Annotated in this window: 19 protein-coding genes and 1 other RNA gene; 2 read left to right on the forward strand and 18 right to left on the reverse strand. The window is 42.4% G+C overall.

Translation table 11 applies throughout. The features are described 5' to 3' along the window. Positions 1–205: 205 nt before the first annotated feature. From CHI10_RS19975 to cymR, 14 genes are all read right to left on the reverse strand, one after another. The gene (locus CHI10_RS19975; RefSeq protein WP_095245923.1) at positions 206–490 is read right to left on the reverse strand and encodes a DUF1292 domain-containing protein; all 285 of its coding nucleotides are present in this window, start codon (positions 488–490) and stop codon (positions 206–208) included. 14 nt (positions 491–504) lie between these two features. Beyond that, positions 505–921 (reverse strand): Holliday junction resolvase RuvX, encoded by a 417-nt coding sequence (ruvX, locus tag CHI10_RS19980; RefSeq protein WP_048010335.1) that lies wholly within the window; start codon positions 919–921, stop codon positions 505–507. A gap of 2 nt (positions 922–923) precedes the next feature. Beyond that, a complete protein-coding gene (locus tag CHI10_RS19985) occupies positions 924–1,190 on the reverse strand; it encodes an IreB family regulatory phosphoprotein (protein ID WP_009333061.1) in 267 nt (88 codons plus the stop codon). Positions 1,191–1,429: 239 nt separating this feature from the next. Next, positions 1,430–4,063, reverse strand: coding sequence for an alanine--tRNA ligase (alaS, locus tag CHI10_RS19990; protein ID WP_095245924.1), 2,634 nt, complete (start codon positions 4,061–4,063; stop codon positions 1,430–1,432). 368 nt (positions 4,064–4,431) lie between these two features. Then, entirely contained in the window at positions 4,432–5,520 is a 1,089-nt protein-coding gene (locus tag CHI10_RS19995; protein ID WP_095245925.1) for an AI-2E family transporter, read from the reverse strand. A gap of 121 nt (positions 5,521–5,641) precedes the next feature. Continuing rightward, entirely contained in the window at positions 5,642–5,776 is a 135-nt protein-coding gene (locus CHI10_RS20000) for a YrzQ family protein (RefSeq protein ID WP_081757307.1), read from the reverse strand. 26 nt (positions 5,777–5,802) lie between these two features. Further along, a complete protein-coding gene (locus CHI10_RS20005) occupies positions 5,803–5,994 on the reverse strand; it encodes a hypothetical protein (RefSeq protein WP_095245926.1) in 192 nt (63 codons plus the stop codon). A 15-nt stretch (positions 5,995–6,009) separates the two neighbouring features. Continuing rightward, positions 6,010–6,480 carry a PRC-barrel domain-containing protein gene (locus tag CHI10_RS20010; protein ID WP_095245927.1) on the reverse strand — a complete coding sequence of 157 codons (471 nt, stop codon included), beginning with the start codon at positions 6,478–6,480 and terminating at the stop codon, positions 6,010–6,012. Positions 6,481–6,601: 121 nt separating this feature from the next. Then, a complete protein-coding gene (locus CHI10_RS22500) occupies positions 6,602–6,751 on the reverse strand; it encodes a hypothetical protein (RefSeq protein WP_179289091.1) in 150 nt (49 codons plus the stop codon). 102 nt (positions 6,752–6,853) lie between these two features. Then, positions 6,854–9,280: an SF1B family DNA helicase RecD2 gene (recD2, locus tag CHI10_RS20015; protein ID WP_095245928.1), complete on the reverse strand. Its 2,427-nt coding sequence runs from the start codon at positions 9,278–9,280 to the stop codon at positions 6,854–6,856. Between the two features lie 26 nt (positions 9,281–9,306). After that, positions 9,307–9,972, reverse strand: a complete 666-nt coding sequence (locus CHI10_RS20020; RefSeq protein ID WP_095245929.1) for a tetratricopeptide repeat protein — start codon at positions 9,970–9,972, stop codon at positions 9,307–9,309. 115 nt (positions 9,973–10,087) lie between these two features. Continuing rightward, positions 10,088–11,203 carry a tRNA 2-thiouridine(34) synthase MnmA gene (gene mnmA, locus CHI10_RS20025; RefSeq protein WP_095245930.1) on the reverse strand — a complete coding sequence of 372 codons (1,116 nt, stop codon included), beginning with the start codon at positions 11,201–11,203 and terminating at the stop codon, positions 10,088–10,090. Between the two features lie 242 nt (positions 11,204–11,445). Next, entirely contained in the window at positions 11,446–12,588 is a 1,143-nt protein-coding gene (locus CHI10_RS20030; RefSeq protein ID WP_095245931.1) for a cysteine desulfurase family protein, read from the reverse strand. Between the two features lie 68 nt (positions 12,589–12,656). Beyond that, positions 12,657–13,076 carry a cysteine metabolism transcriptional regulator CymR gene (cymR, locus tag CHI10_RS20035; RefSeq protein WP_095245932.1) on the reverse strand — a complete coding sequence of 140 codons (420 nt, stop codon included), beginning with the start codon at positions 13,074–13,076 and terminating at the stop codon, positions 12,657–12,659. A gap of 391 nt (positions 13,077–13,467) precedes the next feature. Between cymR and CHI10_RS20040 the strand changes: the two genes are divergently transcribed. Next, positions 13,468–14,727 (forward strand): replication-associated recombination protein A, encoded by a 1,260-nt coding sequence (locus CHI10_RS20040; RefSeq protein ID WP_179289092.1) that lies wholly within the window; start codon positions 13,468–13,470, stop codon positions 14,725–14,727. Between the two features lie 39 nt (positions 14,728–14,766). Here the strand turns inward: CHI10_RS20040 and CHI10_RS20045 are convergent, their stop codons facing one another. Next, positions 14,767–15,726 (reverse strand): ABC transporter permease, encoded by a 960-nt coding sequence (locus CHI10_RS20045; RefSeq protein WP_095245934.1) that lies wholly within the window; start codon positions 15,724–15,726, stop codon positions 14,767–14,769. After that, positions 15,704–16,645, reverse strand: coding sequence for an ABC transporter ATP-binding protein (locus CHI10_RS20050; protein ID WP_095245935.1), 942 nt, complete (start codon positions 16,643–16,645; stop codon positions 15,704–15,706). The genes CHI10_RS20045 and CHI10_RS20050 overlap by 23 nt, the downstream gene beginning before the upstream one ends. 177 nt (positions 16,646–16,822) lie before the next feature. Between CHI10_RS20050 and CHI10_RS20055 the strand changes: the two genes are divergently transcribed. Beyond that, a complete protein-coding gene (locus tag CHI10_RS20055; protein ID WP_095245936.1) occupies positions 16,823–17,341 on the forward strand; it encodes a hypothetical protein in 519 nt (172 codons plus the stop codon). A gap of 61 nt (positions 17,342–17,402) precedes the next feature. On the opposite strand, the gene CHI10_RS20060 is transcribed toward CHI10_RS20055, so the two are convergent. Together CHI10_RS20060 and ssrS are read right to left on the reverse strand one after the other, a co-directional pair. After that, positions 17,403–18,164, reverse strand: a complete 762-nt coding sequence (locus tag CHI10_RS20060) for a tRNA threonylcarbamoyladenosine dehydratase (RefSeq protein WP_095245937.1) — start codon at positions 18,162–18,164, stop codon at positions 17,403–17,405. 260 nt (positions 18,165–18,424) lie between these two features. Continuing rightward, positions 18,425–18,612, reverse strand: a non-coding RNA gene (ssrS, locus tag CHI10_RS20065) — 6S RNA. Positions 18,613–18,786 lie beyond the last annotated feature (174 nt).

The raw sequence follows: 18,786 nt of genomic DNA on the forward strand, positions 1-18,786 counted from the left end.
TATTTTGCCAACTGGCCTAAGAACTCGTATTTTCTTTTTGTTTCTGAGACATCACGGGCTTATTATACTATATTTTCTTTTGTAAGTCGCAGGATATTACAAAAACCAAAAGGATTCGCCATTTTTTTCCACAATTTGCACTTTCGGTTATTCAGCTCCAGCCGAAAAAAGAGCAAATAAAAAACTGGCCCGGGGGCCAGTTTAATTAATCTTCCTGCTCTTCAAGGAATGTGTTTAGCATTTCTTCAATTAGATCCCATTCCTCTTCTGTCTCGATTGGCTGCAGTTCGCCATCCTTGCTGTCTTCGCTTGGGCTGAATGCTGATGCGTGAATTTCAATTTCTTCATCATCATTTTCATCTGCCCCCACTGGGTAGTATAGGACATATGACTTGCCGAATTCTTCCGAATCAAACGTGAACAATACTTCGCAAAGCTGCTCGTTGCCTTCCTCGTCAATTACAGTAATGTTGTTATCTCCATGGTTCATTTCTGTTCACCTCATTAAATTTGGCTATTTAAAAAGCCTTGTAAAATCATTACGGCTGCCATTTTATCAATGACTTTTTTCCGTTTCTTGCGGCTGACATCCGCTTCAAGCAAAACTCTTTCAGCTGCCATTGTTGAGAGACGCTCGTCCCACAATACGACCGGAAGGCCAAATAGCTTCTCCAGCTCTGAAGCAAAGAACTGGCTGGCTTCACCGCGTGGGCCAATGGTTCCGTTCATGTTTTTAGGCAAGCCGACAACAATCTTACTGACTTCATGCTCTTTTATTATTTCACCAATTCTTTCAAAACCAAACTCTTTTTCTTCCTCGTTGATTTTGATGGTTTCCAAGCCCTGCGCTGTCCATCCGAACGCATCGCTTAGAGCGACGCCGACTGTCTTAGAGCCGACATCCAGTCCCATAGTCCGCATGTTTACCCCTCACGCTGCTGTTTTAAGTATGATTTAACCAATTCTTCGATGATCTCATCCCGTTCAAGTTTACGGATGATATTGCGTGCATCCTTATGGCGGGGAATGTAAGCCGGATCCCCGGACAGCAGATAACCGACAATTTGATTTATAGGATTATACCCTTTTTCCTGGAGGGCGCCATAAACTTGAAACAGAACTTCATTCACATCCTGTTCGATTGGTTCTTCAGGAAAGTTAAACCTCATTGTTTTGTCAAATGAGCTCATATCTTACACCTCGCTTTTCTGCATGAAGGATAGGATAGCTTATATTTGCCGGATTAAATCCGGGTCATTACCAGCTTGTCCCCCTCTTCATAACTGTTTGGCCTGCCGCCTGAAAAATCAGAGCGATCAATAAATGATCTTGTTCCTGACAGGAAAACATGGTGAAGAACAAGCTGTTACTTCCTGATGATGAACAATCTCTCTTGGTTATCTCCATTTTACACTACTTTACAGGGATATCAAACGGATTTAACCCATTCTTCTACAAATTGCAGAGCACTTTCAAGTTTTTCCGGGTCTTTTCCGCCAGCCTGAGCCATGTCCGGACGGCCTCCGCCTCCGCCTCCGCATTTTGCAGCAACTTCTTTGACCGCTTTGCCCGCATGGAAGCCTTTTTTAATCAAATCATCTGTCACCCCGGCAATAATATTCACTTTTCCCTCGTTTATACTGCCTAATACAACAACTGCAGATCCGAGTTTTTGTTTTAAATCGTCAGCCATATTGCGCAGGTTATTCATGTCTGATGCCTGGACCTTTTCAGCAAGAACGGTAATGCCATTGACTTCTTTTGCCTTTGATACCAGGCTCCCTGCTTCAATATTGCCCAATTTTGCTGCTAAAGATTCGTTTTCACGCTGCAGCTGCTTCATTTCTCCAAGAAGCACATCAATTCTTGCGGACAAATCTTTTGGATTGGTCTTTAATTTGCCTGATGCTTCTTTTAATACAGTAATCTGGTCATTCATTAGCTTGTATGCAGATTCGCCAGTTACTGCTTCTATTCTGCGAGTTCCAGCGCCAATTCCGCTTTCCGATTGGATCTTGAACAATCCGATGGAAGCAGTATTCGGAACATGGCATCCGCCGCAAAGCTCAAGACTGTAATCACCAACTTGAACGACCCGGACAATCTTGCCATATTTCTCACCAAATAGAGCCATAGCCCCCATTGCCTTTGCCTCTTCAATGTCCTTGTAGTTGATTTCAACTTCAAGGCTTTGCCAAATTTGTTCGTTGACAATCGCTTCAATTTTCTCAAGCTCTTCAGAAGTAATTTGCCCAAAATGAGAGAAGTCAAAACGCAGACGATCCGGGCCTACTAGAGAACCAGCCTGGTTAACATGGCCTCCCAAAACATCCTTTAAAGCTTGATGAAGCAAGTGAGTTGCAGTATGATTTTTGATTACCTTTGAACGGATTTGCTCATTTACAGCAGCCAGTACAGATGCTTCTGCCTTCAGCTTTCCTTTTTCAACGACAGCTCTATGAAGGTTTTGTCCATTCGGAGCTTTTTGAACATCCTTAATGGAAACCTTTAATCCTTCTGCCTCAAGAGTTCCCTGGTCAGCAATCTGTCCGCCGCTCTCTGCGTAAAATGGTGTTTCATTCAGGATCAGCTGAATCTCCTCTCCAGCATGAGCTTCCTCAATTAATTGCCCATCCTTCACAATTGCAGCTATTCTGGCTTCTGTCTGAAGCTTATCATATCCGACAAATTTGCTTTCGGTTTTCAGCTCTCCTAACACACCGCCCTGAATCTGCATGGAATCTACATCCTGACGTGCTGAACGTGCACGCTCTCGCTGTCCTTCCATTTCCTTTTCAAATCCGGCATGATCCACTTTCATACCTTCTTCTTCAGCATATTCCTCTGTTAACTCAACAGGGAATCCGTACGTATCATAAAGACGGAAAACGTCTTCACCCTGAATCGTATCGCTGCCTTTTTCCTTTTCTTTCTTGATAACAGATGAAAGAATGGCAAGACCTTCATGAAGTGTTTCATGGAAACGTTCTTCTTCGTTTTTGATGACCTTTTGAATAAATTCTGTTTTTTCTTTTACCTCCGGATAGAAATCATGCATAATTTCTCCTACCACTGGCACCAATTCATACATAAATGGCTTGTTTATATTGATTTGTTTGGCATATCTGACAGCACGTCGAAGCAATCTTCTTAATACATAGCCCCGTCCTTCATTAGAAGGCAGCGCACCGTCACCCACTGCAAATGCCACTGTGCGGATATGGTCAGCAATAACTTTAAATGCAACATCCGTTTCATTTGATGCTCCATATTTCCGGCCTGAAATTTCTTCTGTTCCCCGGATAATCGGCATAAATAAGTCTGTATCAAAGTTAGTAGGAACATTTTGAACGACAGATGCCATCCGCTCAAGCCCCATCCCGGTATCAATATTTTTCTTAGGAAGCGGCGTATAAGTGCCATCAGGATTATGGTTGAATTCAGAAAACACAAGGTTCCAGACTTCTAAATAGCGATCGTTTTCACCGCCGGGATATAGTTCAGGATCTCCTGGGTCATTTCCATATTCAGGACCGCGGTCATAGAAGATTTCTGTATTTGGACCACTTGGGCCTTCTCCGATGTCCCAGAAGTTTCCTTCCAGGCGGATAATTCTCTCCTCAGGCACGCCCACTTTTTCCCGCCAGATGTTAAAAGCTTCATCATCTTCGGGGTGAATTGTAACAGAAAGCTTTTCTTCTTCAAAACCGATCCATTTTTCATCAGTCAAGAACTCCCAAGCCCAGACGATTGCTTCTTCTTTAAAGTAATCACCAATTGAGAAGTTGCCCAGCATTTCAAAAAATGTATGGTGCCTTGCTGTTTTGCCGACATTTTCGATATCGTTGGTACGTATGGATTTTTGGGCATTTGTAATCCTCGGGTTCTCAGGGATGACACGGCCGTCAAAATATTTTTTCAGAGTGGCGACACCACTATTAATCCAGAGCAGGGAAGGATCTTCGTGCGGAACGAGGGATGCGCTCGGTTCAACAGCGTGTTCTTTCTCCTTAAAGAAATCTAGGAACATTCGGCGTATTTCAGCACCTGATAATTGTTTCATTCTAACCAACCTCCTAAAATATGTAAAAACCTTTGAAAACAACAAAAAAAGCCCTCATCCCTGGACAGGGACGAGAGCTTGCTCGCGGTACCACCCTGATTATGGAAGTTAAATGAATAATGCCGTTTCATAGGCAATCTCCCATCTCTCAGATCCTTAACGCGGAAATACGGCAGGGATTAGCTGCACTCAGGATTAGCTTTCTGTTATCCTTCATCTGGAAGTTCTTTCAGCCATGGAACTCCCTCTCTTTTATGAATGCAGCAATGCATTCACGCAGATGGCCTATAACATACTCATTCCGTCAAAATGTTTAATATATAGCTTTATAGACGCATTATAGCGATTTACCTTTATTGTTGTCAACATCAGGATGAGGTTCCGCTGATTTTTGGCTGTTTATTTTTTGAAAAGTGTTTTTTTGCATGTATGATACTTACTTTAATGACAGCTAAAATCGGAACTGCAATAATCAGGCCCAATATCCCTCCAGCTTCTCCGCCCGCCAGCAGTGCAAGCATAATGAGAAGAGGGTGCATATGAAGACTTTTTCCAACAATCAGGGGTGATAGGATATTTCCCTCAAGGAATTGAAGAACCATAATAATCCCAATTGTTATTACGACCATTTTAACCGATAAAGCTGAAGCAATGATCACAGCCGGGACCGCTCCGATAATTGGACCAAAATAAGGAATTACATTGGTAACACCTATTATAGTGCCCAGCAAAAGAGGATAGCGCATATCAAAAGCCCAGAACAGCAGAGAAGAAATGGCTCCAATGGCTGCACATACCAGAAGCTGGCCTCTGATATAGCTTCCGAGGGACTTATCTATATCTCTTAAGAATAACACGCCTTCCTTCCTCCATTTTCTTGGAGTCAAATACCAGGCAGCTCTTTTCATAATCGAAAAATCTTTAAGAAGATAAAAGGAGATGAAGGGGATAACTGCGATAATCACAGCATAGTTCAATACATTAAGAAAAAATGTGATTACCTTCGACAAAAGATTATTCAGCCGCTGCTCTACAGCTGCAATAACATCATCAATCCTGGTCTGCAGGCCATCAGGCCATGTTGATGTTTTACTCTGAATCGTGTCGATCCATCCGCGGTACTGATTTGCAAAGTGAGGTGCATTTTCCGCCAAATCACGCAATTGATGAATAAAAGCCGGAATCCCTTTATACAGGGTAAGGCCAATTCCCCCGAAGAACAAAAAATAAATAATAAAAACGGCAAGTCCTCTGTGAAGGCCCGTTTCATGCAATTTTTCCACGATCGGGTGAAGAAGATATGTAATAAATGCCCCAATGATAAAAGGAATGAATACGGCAAATACGATTTCCAGAAGGGGCATCCATAATGCCTGGAGCTTTAGGAACACTAAAATCACAATAAACAAGAGAAGCAGAAATCCAAGCCTGTAGTACCATTTCATTTGAATATTCAATATGCCTCCCTCCTTATATTTATTGTGATAGCTTCCATGGGAATTATGCATCTTACTCATTATGAATACCATGAAACTGCGAAAAAAAGCTGGCCCTTTTTTAAGAACCAGCCTTGATCATTTAAAATAAAGCTTTGGTTATTCTTTTCTGGATACGTTTCATTTTTCGGCCTGATATCATATTATTCTTTTGGGCATAATTATAAGCAGCCATGCCTGCCCCAAGCATCATTGCAGAGGTTAATATTTTGTTCATAACTGGCTCACCTCTTCCGTTAATTCTTACGAAAGAAACCGGCGCTCTTCTTCTTCAAATAAATCATCAAGGGAACTGAGCGTACCATCTTCCTCTACTTGATGGGTGTTAATGATCCCTTTGGACAAGGAAAGTTCAATAAAGCAACTCCAGCAATAATATTGGTTAATCCCGATTTTACCAATATCTTTACTCTGGCAATTTGGACATTTCAGCACGAAAAAGACACCTCACTATTTTACATTTACAATTATGGCGTCTTTTCCAATTGCAGGCGGGTCATCGGTTTTTATGACACGTTTTCCTTCCAGCACATCTGAAAAGAAGCCATCCGACAGTTCGTACCCTACAATCGTGCCCAATTCTTCCTTAAAGTATACATCCTCAAGCAAACCAAGCCGTTCTCCTTCCCGGCTCATAATCATTTTGCCGGTTAACCGGTTATGGGTCTCGCATGTATAATCATCATGTTTAGGAATTGCCTGCAGAACAGAGGTATCTTCAATCATCACTCCATCCCAGCCGAAAGATGCCACGTCTTCAATATTGATGATATAGTTTTTTTTCAGAAATGCGCCCTTTCGCAGCAGTAATCCCTGAACTTTTCCGGTTCCAGAAATGGATAAATCACAGATATCGCCTGCTTTATTGCCGGTTTTTAACTCAAAAACCGGCAGGCCTTTTAATAAAGAAAATGTCCGCAAAGAGAATCCCGCCTTCCCGAACATTTATAGTTTTCACTTTCCCGAAAAAAACATAACGGAAAACCATTGCCATGGGATCCAAAAAGTATTGTTAAGAACGGATTAGAAAGCCTGCATAAGCCTACTTTCTGCTATACCTTGGCTTATTAAAACGCTCGCTGCGCTCCCCGCCGTCTGACAGCTCCTCTGAGAACTCATAGTCCTGCCGCGGCTGTCTGCGTCGTTTTACTCCATGGAGATTGAGAAGAGAAGTTCTGCTTTTCTTTTCCACATTTATCTCTCCTTTATATATTTAGATTAAACCGCCAAATTGCATGCATGTCTATTGCTGAGATAAACAAAAAGAACAGTCTTTTATTGTAGACTGCTCTTCTTAGCTATATTCTTTTTCCAAAAAATCATACGGTGTTATATTTCCCATTCCTATCATTGGATCGGCTTGAAGAAGCTTTTCTTCGAGAGAAAGTGTTTCCGTAAGAGAAGACTCAGCTGTATCTTCAAGCTCTGTTTCATCATTAAACAGGATTGCATCTCTCAGCTTTTCAGAAAGAGTGGTCAGGCGGGCCTGTTCATCCGCACGTTCCACACCGATTTTCAATGCATCTTCTTCACCGCACAATATCAAAAATTGTCTGCTGCGGGTAATGGCAGTATAAAGGAGATTTCTTCTAAGCATCCTGTAATAGCTTTTAACAACAGGCATAATGACGATCGGAAATTCACTACCCTGGGATTTATGGACAGAGCAGCAGTAGGCATGAGTGATCTGGTTTAGATCCTGCTTTGTATATGTAGCTTCCGCCCCATCAAAGGATACAACAATCATATCCTGTTTTTCCGTATTTTCCTTTGCGAAAAAAATAGAAACAATTTCACCCATATCCCCGTTAAAAACATTGTTCTCAGGCTGGTTGACAAGCTGAAGGACCTTATCGCCAATTCTGTATTTCACATCACCAAAGGACAGCTCTTTCCTCGATCCATCGGGATTTGGATTCAGTATTTCCTGCAGTATTTCGTTTAGTCTGTCGATGCCAGCAGGTCCGCGGTACATTGGGGCCAGCACCTGAATATCTTTAGAAGAATAACCTTTCTTTTTGGCATTCAGGACAACTTTTTCAACAACATCAGCAATTTGGCCCGGCTGGCATTTGATAAATGAACGATCAGATTGCTGTGCAGAGATGTTCGCAGGAAGCTTGCCTTTTTTCATTTCATGTGCCAGTTCAATAATTGAGGATCCTTCAGCCTGCCTGTATATATCTGTTAAACGGACTGTTGGAATGCGTTCTGAGCGCAAAAGATCCTTCAAAACCTGGCCGGGACCCACTGATGGCAGCTGGTCTTCATCACCAACCAAGATCACCTGCATATTTCCAGGAAGTGCTTTGAAAAGCTGATTTGCCAGCCAAATATCAACCATTGATGTTTCATCTACGATTAAAATCCTGCCTTCTAATGGACTTTCCTCGTGCCGGTCAAATCCTTCAGAACCATTCCAGCCAAGAAGGCGGTGTATTGTTACTGCGGGAAGCCCTGTTGATTCTGCCATCCGTTTTGCAGCTCTTCCTGTAGGGGCTGCCAGCAGGAAGGGAAAGGGTTCTTCCTTTTTATAATCTTTGGGTTCCAGGGAGCAGCCATGCAGCTCGGCATATAACTCAACAATCCCCTTAATAACGGTTGTTTTTCCTGTCCCCGGCCCGCCGGTCAATATTAGCATAGGAGACATAAGAGCTGTTTGAATGGCTTCCTTTTGAGTTGGGGCATATTGGACACCCAGACGTTCCTCCAAATTCCCAAGGGCCAAAAGAAATTCAGACTCCGGGAACTGTTCATCATACTGGGTTTGATTTAGAATCCGCTTAATATTGGTTACTAGTCCCTTTTCGGAAAAATAAAGAGATGGAAGGAAAATTTTCTGGCCTTCAGCCATGATCTTCCCTTCCTCTTCAAGCTTAATCAGTTCATTGGAAATATCCTTGTATTCAATCAAATCACGCTTATTTTCCTCCAGCAGCTTCTTCACACTTTGCAAAAGAGGCTTTGCTTCAATATAAACATGGCCTGCCTGCATGCTCTCCGTTTCCAATATGTAGAGGCAGGCAGCTTTTATACGGTCAGGATGATTGCCTGATATTCCGATTTGATATCCCAGTTCGTCAGCACGGCCAAATCCGACCCCTTCTATATCCTCAACCAGCTTATAAGGATTATTTTGAACGACTTCAATTGTCGTTTCTTTATAGACCTGGTAAATTCTCATGGAAAGCTGCGGGCCAAAGCCATATTGATTCAGTGCGATCATGGCTTGCTCAAGGCCCTGGTGTTCCATCAGCGTATCGTAAAGCAATTTAGCTTTTTCAGGTGACAGCTTGGGAACATTATCGAGCAGGGACGGCTGATTTAGAATACGAGTAATCGCATCTTCTCCAAGTGTCTCCACGATTTGCTCGGCTGTTTTCTTGCCAATCCCTTTAAATAATTCACTTGATAAATAATTGGCTACGCCTTGTTTCGTCTGGGGAAGATCTTTCCTGTAATGGCTTGCATGGAATTGGATGCCGAACTTAGGGTGGTCTTTGAATTCACCATAAAAAATATAGGTTTCATGCTCATGCATCTTTGGCAGATAGCCGGTAATGACTGCTTCTTTTTCATCATAAGAGTCATTCGTTTCATCAACCCTAATGCGCACAACCGTATATAAGTTTTGCTCATTATGAAAGATAGTGACCAGATGTCTGCCCTTTATGAACTTCCCCTGTTCGGCAAAAAGATCCATGGAATCCTGTTTTTCCATTTCCATTCCCTCCCCTAAAAACAACTTTAATTCAATTCGCTGCCGCCCTTTTCAATCAGCTTTTTTCCGTAGCCCGCAAGCATATGGTCCGGCTGAATTTCCAGTGCCTTATTGAAGTAAGCAAGTGCTTCATTATCGTCTTCCTTAAATCCATATGCTACTCCAAGATTGTAGTAAGCATCTGCATGCTCCGGCTCAATTTCGATGCACTTTTTCATCTGCCTGATCGCTTCATCAATGTATTCCTGCTGTGCCAGGCATAATCCATATTGGAAATGCGCTTCGGCGTCATTTTCATTCAGCTCCGCACTTCTCTGCAAATAAGGCAAAGCCAGTCTTCCCTGGTCAAGGGCTATTAGGGACATGCCAAGCATGAAGAAATTATCTGCAGTTTCCAGCCCTTTTTGCAATGCAGTTTCAAACATCTTTTTAGCTTCATCAAACTGCTGTAATTCATAATATAAATTTCCGGCACTGTAGTAAGCAGCACCTGCATTTTCATCAAGTCCGATTGCTTTCTCATAGAACTTCAGCGCTTTTTCGTTTTCACCTACAGCTGATAGCACATTTCCAAAGTTAATATAGGAAACAGGATCTGAAGGATTCTCTTCAATTGCTTCCATAAAAACCTTCGCTGCTTCCTCCCATTTTCCTTCTTGCATATATTGAATACCCATTTGGTTTTTATCCATTATTCATCACTCCATTCAAATCAAAGTATAGCATATTTGAATTCACCTTTTCCGCTGCCTTCTATTCCCGTAATAAAACCCCGATCCTTTGATAGGAATCGGGGTCCATCTTTTCTTAACCTACATAATCCAGCTGTTTGCCATCCTTGAATATTTCATCAATTGTTCCTCCGCCAAGGCACTCGTCTCCATTATAAAAGACAACCGCCTGACCAGGGGTAACAGCCCGAATTGGCTCCTCAAAAGCAACTTTGACCTTGCCATCTTCAAGTATTTGAACCTTTACCCTGCTGTCAGCCTGACGATATCGGAACTTAGCCGTACATTCAAATTCCTGCGGCATTTCTGAATTTGTTACCCAGCTGCTATTAACAGCAATAATGGAGTCTGAATAGAGCATTTCATTGTGGAAGCCTTGTCCGACATACAAGACATTTCTCTTCAGGTCTTTACCGATGGCAAACCAGGGTTCACCTGCTCCGCCAATGCCAAGTCCATGCCGCTGTCCGATGGTATAGTACATAAGGCCATCATGCTTGCCGACAACTTTTCCGTCCATAGTTTCCATGTTTCCGGGCTGTGCCGGAAGGTAATTCCCAAGAAACTCCTTGAAGTTGCGCTCACCAATAAAGCAGATTCCCGTACTGTCTTTCTTTGCTGCAGTTGCCAAACCGGCATCTTTTGCAAGTTCACGAACTTTTGATTTTTCAATGTCGCCAATTGGGAACATCACTTTCTCAAGCTGCTCCTGTGTCAACTGGTTCAGGAAATAGGTTTGGTCCTTGTTATCATCAAGGCCTCTCAGCATTTTGTATTCGCCATCCCTGAATTCCACACGCGCATAGTGTCCTGTCGCCAGATAGTCGGCGCCGAGGTTCACAGCATGTTCAAGGAATGCCTTAAATTTAATTTCTTTATTACACATAACATCAGGATTAGGTGTCCGCCCTGCCTTGTATTCTTCAAGGAAGTAGGTAAATACTTTATCCCAATATTGCTTTTCGAAGTTGACTGCGTAATATGGGATGCCGATTTGGTTGCATACCCGGATGACATCATTGTAGTCCTCTGTAGCGGTACAAACACCATTTTCGTCTGTATCATCCCAGTTTTTCATGAAGATGCCGATTACATCGTAACCCTGTTCTTTCAAAAGCAGGGCCGCCACAGAAGAATCAACGCCTCCGGACATACCAACCACTACCCGGGTATCCTTTGGATCTTTGTTCATCTATTTCACCTCTATTCCTCACTCATAATTCTGTCCGTTGATTTCCGCTGCGGACACTTGCTTTCCGCGGGGAGAGATGCGAGCCTCCTCGGCTCCGCCTGTGGGGTCTCGCACTTCTCTCACTTCCCTCAGGAGTCAAGTGCCCTCCGCTCCAATCAACTCAGTGTAAAAACTTAGTGACAAATTAAAAGCAATTTCTTAAGAATCATGTTCATCCTAATGCATGTTTCCAATATCTTAATCTATTTAGCCAGCCGTTTCACGATTTTAGCTGTTTGTATTGCTGCTTGTTCGACTTGTTCTTTTGTATTAAAGAGGCCGAAGCTGAAACGGATGGAATTTTGCAGTTTGTCTGAACCTTTTCCAAACATGCTGACAAGGACGTGGGATGGATCGATGGAGCCTGCAGTACAGGCCGATCCGCTTGATGCTGCTATTCCAGCCAAATCAAGGTTAACCAGCATGGCTTCAACATTTGTTCCGGGAAAGCTTAAGTTTAAAACATGAGGAAGGGAATAATCAAGCAATCCGTTCAGTTCAAAAACAGCATCTTCCTGTTTCAGTTTATCCATGAACAGCATCTTAAAAGAATGCAGTTCTTCCCGCTTAGCTTCCATTTCCTTCTGAGTGATCCGGACAGCCTCCTGGAAGCCTGCAATAGAAGGAACATTTTCCGTTCCTGCCCGGCGCTTCCTTTCTTGTTCACCGCCAAATAGCCGTGAAGAAAGCTTCACATCAGGATGGGCATATAAAAATCCGATCCCTTTTGGGCCATTTATTTTATGGGCGGAGACGGAAAGCAAATCCACTCTCAATTCCTGCACATCAATTTTTTCAAGCCCATATGCCTGAACAGCATCAGTATGGAATTTGGCAGGATGCTCTGCCAATAACCCGCCTATTTCCTTAATCGGCTGAAGAGACCCTATTTCATTATTTCCGTACATGATCGTTACGAGTATTGTATCCTCACGCAAAGCATCTTCTACGTCCTTTACCGAAACACGCCCATTTGGATCAACAGGCAAATACGTTACCTCAAACCCCTGTCTTTCAAGCTCCTCACATGCATGCAAAACCGCATGATGTTCAATTTGAGTTGTGATAATGTGTTTGCCCATATGGCGGCAGGATTCAGCCGTTCCAAAAATCGCATGATTATCAGCTTCTGTTCCGCCGCCTGTAAAAATAATATCATTGGCTTTTGCACCAATACTGTTTGCTAAAGCAGATCTTGCTTCATCGACAATGTGGCGTGCACTCCTCCCGAAATAATGGATGCTTGAGGGATTTCCATATTCAGATTTCATGACTTCAGTCATCCGTTCAATCACTTCCGGATGCATTGGAGAAGTTGCTGCATGGTCAAGGTATATTCTTTCCAAATTAGTTCACCTACTTCATTTCATCCTGCTGCTTGTATTTTCCACGAAAATTATTCTATGATTAAGGCCTAAATATAAAACATATAAGCATCCGATTCTCCGGTATCTGTATGGCTGGCAAGATCTTCTAACGTTGTGTTATCAAGCACATCTTTCACTGCATCACGAATTCGCATCCACAGTTCCCTCTTTGCAGGCTCCTCATCTTCAATTCCTTCCACTGGACTGATCGGTCCTTCCAGAACTCTGATGATATCCCCGGCGGTAATCTTTGCCGGCTCATTGCCTAAAATATATCCGCCGTATGCACCGCGGATGCTTTTAACAAGCCCGGCGTTCCGAAGCGGAGCAATAAGCTGCTCCAGGTAGTGCTCAGACAGGTCATTGGTCTGGGCAATCGATTTTAATGAAGTGGGACCTTCCCCATGCTTTTTAGCTAATTCAATCATTATAGTTAAACCATAACGGCCTTTAGTAGATATTTTCATCAGCTTGCACCTCTATCCTTTTCTTAGAGCATTTTAATCGCAACGATTTATCCTTTTCTATTAAGCTTTTCCAAAAAACGGTCAATTAAAGCTTCACAATACTGTAAAGCTGCCCCGGCAATTCGCCTGGCTGCCGAATTCCCTTAAAATAATCGGCTTCATTATATATGAAATGTTAAATCCTTAGTAAGATTATAGACTTTTGACATTATAGCATATTTCACGGAGAAAAGGTGCGCGAGGGATTGAATCCCGTACGCTTGCAATGGCGGTCTAATTGATTTTACAGCAGGAAATGTTATGGTATCTTAAATAGAAAGCGGAAGCTTTGCTGAAAATTGATAGGCAGACTGCAAACTGCCGGCAAAAGGCTGGAGTGATAACTTTGAACATTAAACCTCTTGCATTCCGGATGAGGCCGAGAACGATAGATGAAATCATCGGCCAGGAGCATCTTGTTTCAGAAGGAAAAATTATTTATCGCATGGTGCAGGCTAAGCAGCTCTCATCGATGATTCTGTACGGGCCTCCAGGCATAGGCAAGACGTCTATTGCAAGTGCCATTGCTGGAAGCACCAAATATGCTTTCCGCACTTTAAATGCAGTGACTAATAATAAAAAAGATATGGAAGTGGTAGCGGCAGAGGCAAAAATGTCGGGTAAAGTCATTCTGCTTCTGGATGAAGTCCATAGGCTTGATAAAGGCAAACAGGACTTTCTGCTTCCCTATCTGGAAAATGGCAGCATCACTTTAATTGGCGCCACAACCAGCAACCCATATCATGCAATAAATCCTGCGATCAGAAGCCGGTGTCAAATTTTCGAACTGAAGTCTCTGTCTGCAGATGAAATAAAAAAAGCACTGGCAAGAGCCTTGCAGGATAAGGAACGGGGCCTTGGCAATAAACAAACCGATGTTACCGAAGAAGCTCTAACTCATCTGGCCACCGCTTCGAATGGCGATGTCAGAAGCTCCCTTAATGCCTTGGAACTGGCTGTACTTTCAACAAATGAGGATGAAGAAGGCATCATTAAAATTGACTTGTCTGTTGCCGAGGAATGCATTCAGCGCAAAAGCTTTACACACGATAAAGATGGGGATGCCCATTACGATGTATTATCCGGTTTTCAAAAGTCTATCCGCGGAAGCGACGTAAATGCTGCGCTTCACTATTTGGGCAGATTAATTGAAGCAGGCGATCTGCAGAGTATAAGCAGAAGACTGCTGGTTATTGCCTATGAAGATATCGGCCTTGCATCACCCCAAGCCGGTGCCAGAACTCTCGCAGCCGTTGAAACAGCCGAAAGAATTGGATTTCCGGAAGCAAGGATACCGCTTGCAAATGCGGTCATAGAGCTTTGCTTATCTCCAAAATCCAATTCTGCATACAAAGCTTTGGATTCTGCCATTGCAGACATTCGGGCAGGCAAAAGCGGTGAAGTCCCCGATCATTTGAAGGACGCCCACTACAAAGGAGCCACAGAGCTTGGAAGAGGCACCGGCTATCTGTACCCTCACGATTACGAAACAGGCTGGGTCAAACAGCAGTACTTACCGGACAGAATAAAAAACAAGGTATACTATCAGCCTAAGAAAACAGGCAAATTTGAACAGGCATTAGCATCGATTTATGAAAAACTCCGTAAATAGCAAAAGGTCTGGCAGCGATGCCAGACCTTCTCTTATTTACTAAGCAGAAACATCTCTTTTATTAAATACATAAAATGCAAGCACCTGGAAAAGCAGGAAGTAGATAAAAATAATCATGATCGAAAATCCAAGTGTCATTCCCTGAACCATTGGCACTCCCTCAAAATATTGAAGAAGATCTGTATTGGCAAAAAGGCTGTACTTTGCCCAATCATACTTCATGGCTATCAGTCTTGTGACTTGTCCTCCCATAAACATCAGAAACAGCGAAAGTCCTATTGCCAGAGAGCTATTCCTGAAAACTGCCGAAATCATAAAAGCCATGGTTGCAAGCATAAGCATATTTATGGATTTAAGGCCATAATAAGCTATCAGATGAAGTCCCATGCTTTGCTCTTCCACTGTCCCATTGTAATAATATAAATAAGGAACTGCTTTTTCAGGGAATCCAAAGAGGAGACCGCCCAGAAGTGCTGAATATCCGAAGAGGACGGCCAGCAGCATCAGACCGAATAAAATCACGGTAATATACTTTACTCCAAGGATTTTCACTCTTTTGATAGGCCTAATCAAAAGAAGTTTGATGGTTCCCCAGCTAAACTCATTTGCCACAATCCCTCCGGCAATGATGATGGTAAAAAGGCCGGCAAATTCAATCAGCTGTGAGGTATCGGATACAAATCCCCAGACAGAGTATTCCTCATTCGGTGAAATATCATGCTGGATTCGGTATTCATTAAGGGCAATCTCCCTCAGATACTGTTCCTTCATATCTCTGGGAACCGTTTCTCCCATCTCTTCAAGCTGTTTTTGATAGCTTTCGTTTTGAGTCTGCAAGCCCCTTTTCCATTCCGTATTATCCGGGACCGTCCCACCGCTTTCCTGATATTTTATAAAAGCGCCTGCAACAGTCGTCATGATTAAAAGCAGTCCAATCATGACAAAAGTCCCCGGGCGCCTAAAAATCTTCATCCATTCATTTTGAATCAGTCCGGGCATGTTCGGCACCTCCCTTGTACTCAGTAACTTCCAGGAAGCGATCTTCCAATGTTTTGGTTACTTCACGGACAGCAAAAATATTAATATCTTTCCGGACCAGCTCCTTTACCATCTCAGGAATGCGTTCACGGACGAGCGGAAGAATCACGCTGTTTTCAGTGGTCTGTATAGGTAATTCGGGGTATATACTTTTTAACATTCTTTCTGCTATATCAGGGTCATCCACTTCCATTTCATACACTTTTTCTTTTCCCTGTACAAAATCACTGATGTGCTGAACATCAATCAACTTCCCGTTTTGAATAATGCCGATTCTGTCGCACATCATTTCCATTTCAGATAATAAATGGCTTGAAACAATGACAGCCATTTCTCTGTCTCTCGCAAGCATCCTCAGATGATCCCGAATCTCCCTGATGCCTGCCGGATCAAGCCCATTCGTAGGCTCATCCAGAATGAGGATTTTGGGATCATGCAAAAGACACTGCGCCAGACCAAGTCTCTGCCTCATTCCAAGCGAGTATGTCCTCACTTTATCATGAATACGATCAGTCAGGCCTACCAGCTCGACAATCTCATCAATTTTCTCCTTTGTCACTCCTTTTGACATTCGTGCATAATGGATGAGATTTTGATAACCTGACAAAAACTTATACATCTCAGGATTCTCTACAATAGCTCCAATATGGGAAACCGCTTTTTCGAAATCTGTTTTAATGCTGCTGCCAAGAATCTTTATGTCCCCGGAAGTAATGCCGATCAAGCCCACCAGCATTCGAATAGTGGTGGTTTTACCTGCACCGTTTGGGCCAAGGAAACCGAATACCTCTCCCTTTTTCACGTCAAAGCTGACAGAATCAATTATTGTTTTTCCTTTTATCACTTTTGTCACTTCCTGTATTTCTACAAGAGTATCCATGTATTCATCCTCCTCCCAGCTAATAATGTTTTGTCCGTTTTGCAGACATCTTTAAGGCCGGGATCAAAATTAGATTTGCTCCTTGCTATTTTACCCTTCACGGGCTGAGAATGGAATATTTTCATCTATTAAGGTGACGATAAGCCTAACAATCGTATTTTCGAGGTGATCAAAGAAATGAAGGAACGGAAAGACTTATGGAAGCCGGAAGAGGATCAATTACTCGAAGAGACAGTACTTGAATACACATCAAATGGCGATTCAAAAGCATCAGCCTTTAAGAAGGCTAGTACAGTGCTCGGACGTACGGTTTCAGCCTGTCAATATCGATGGAACATGGTCATTACAAAAAGAGAAGATCATGGATCAGAAAAAAGCTCAAGGAATACTGCTGGCACTCAAACACCTGAAACTCCTGATACTGCTCCGCCAGCCAATTTGGCTCAAGTCATACACTTTTTAAAAAACTATGCCAAGACAAAGCCTAACCCAGAGCAAATGAAGGAAAATAAACGTCTGCACGAAGAACAAGTTCACTTAAAGATTCAATATGAGCAGTTAATTAAAAAGTTGAATGAAAAAGAAGCGGAATATAAAAATCACCTTTTGCAATATGAGGAAATGGCATGCATCCTGAAAGAAGCAGACCAGCTGCTGAAGAATGACAGCATAGAAGAGAAAAGAGCAGTTCATTAACTGCAGGAATTTCAGGACATTTAAACGCGCAAAAACCGGCCTGCTGAAGGCCGGTCTCTTTTCAGTCATTTACACGTGCAATTTTTATATCGCTTAGAAGTTCTCTGTTTACATAGCTGGCCATGATTAAACCAGCAACAGAAGGAACAAATGCGTTAGAAGATGGCGGCATTTTGGCCTTTCTGATTTCAGCATCATCTTTTCCAACTGTTTTTCGGACATCTTCCCGGATTACGATCGGGCTTTCATCGGAAAATACTACCGGAACGCCTTTTCTGATTCCTTCTTTTCTCAGGCGCGTGCGGATAACCTTAGCAATCGGGTCGGTATGAGTTTTAAAGATATCAGCAATCTGGAACCTGGTTGGATCCATCTTATTTGCAGCACCCATACTTGAGATCATTGGAATTCCTCTATCCAAGCATTCTTTTATTAGATGAATTTTATAGGCAATTGTATCGGAAGCATCAACTACAAAGTCCAGACCATAATCAAAGAATTGCTCATAAGTTTCTTCCGTATAAAACATTTTCAAAGCAATAACTTCACAGTCAGGATTGATATCCTTGATTCTGTCTTTCATTAAATCCACCTTTGGTTTCCCGACAGTGGATAATAAAGCGATGACCTGCCTGTTCACATTTGTAATATCAACATCGTCTTTATCAACCAGCACAAGCCGGCCAACACCGGAACGTGCCAATGCTTCCGCTGCAAAGGAACCAACTCCTCCAATGCCCAGTACGGCAACGGTACTATTTTTCATTTTTTCGAGGCCTTCTTTGCCAATAGCCAATTCATTTCTGGAAAATTGGTGAAGCATATATATCAACTCCATCAGATGTTATTTAATAAGCATGTTTTATCTTATACCCGATAATGAATATATCATACTTTAATATTAAAGCAAGTAGTTCTATGGGATTAATGATATTAGCATTTTAAACTAAAATCAAAACTTATCTTCAATAGTGTTAACAGCGTTATCGTATTTAAAACTAATCTTCTTAGCAGTGATCATAATAAACAGACACAAAAAATCCATGCCTGAGCTGGCATGGATTTTTATCGTCGTATTTACTAAAGAGTCCCAATCGTGCCGTCGCTGTTGATGCCCTCGTTTTGAACCCGCACTCAGCAGGTGGGTGTCCTATTTCCTGCGTTTGTAAGTCCTCATCCATGAGGCATTTACGCTGCTGGAAAACTCCGGACTCCCGAAGGAATAATGTTGGTCAAAATTTCAGGTTTTACAACGAACACATCAGGACTCTTTATTTATTGATATGATCATATCACACGATTTTGTCTTTTTCAAGCTGCTGAAATGGAGGTGATATGGACAAATATATCCATTTTCTTCCTTGAGATATGGAAGTTTCCCTAAAAGTCAGGAGTAACTTCCTGGTTTAACTTTCTGAAAAATAAATTTTTTCAGCAAATTAACC

Source organism: Bacillus sp. 7894-2 (genome assembly GCF_002272225.1).
Classification (GTDB): domain Bacteria; phylum Bacillota; class Bacilli; order Bacillales; family Cytobacillaceae; genus Cytobacillus.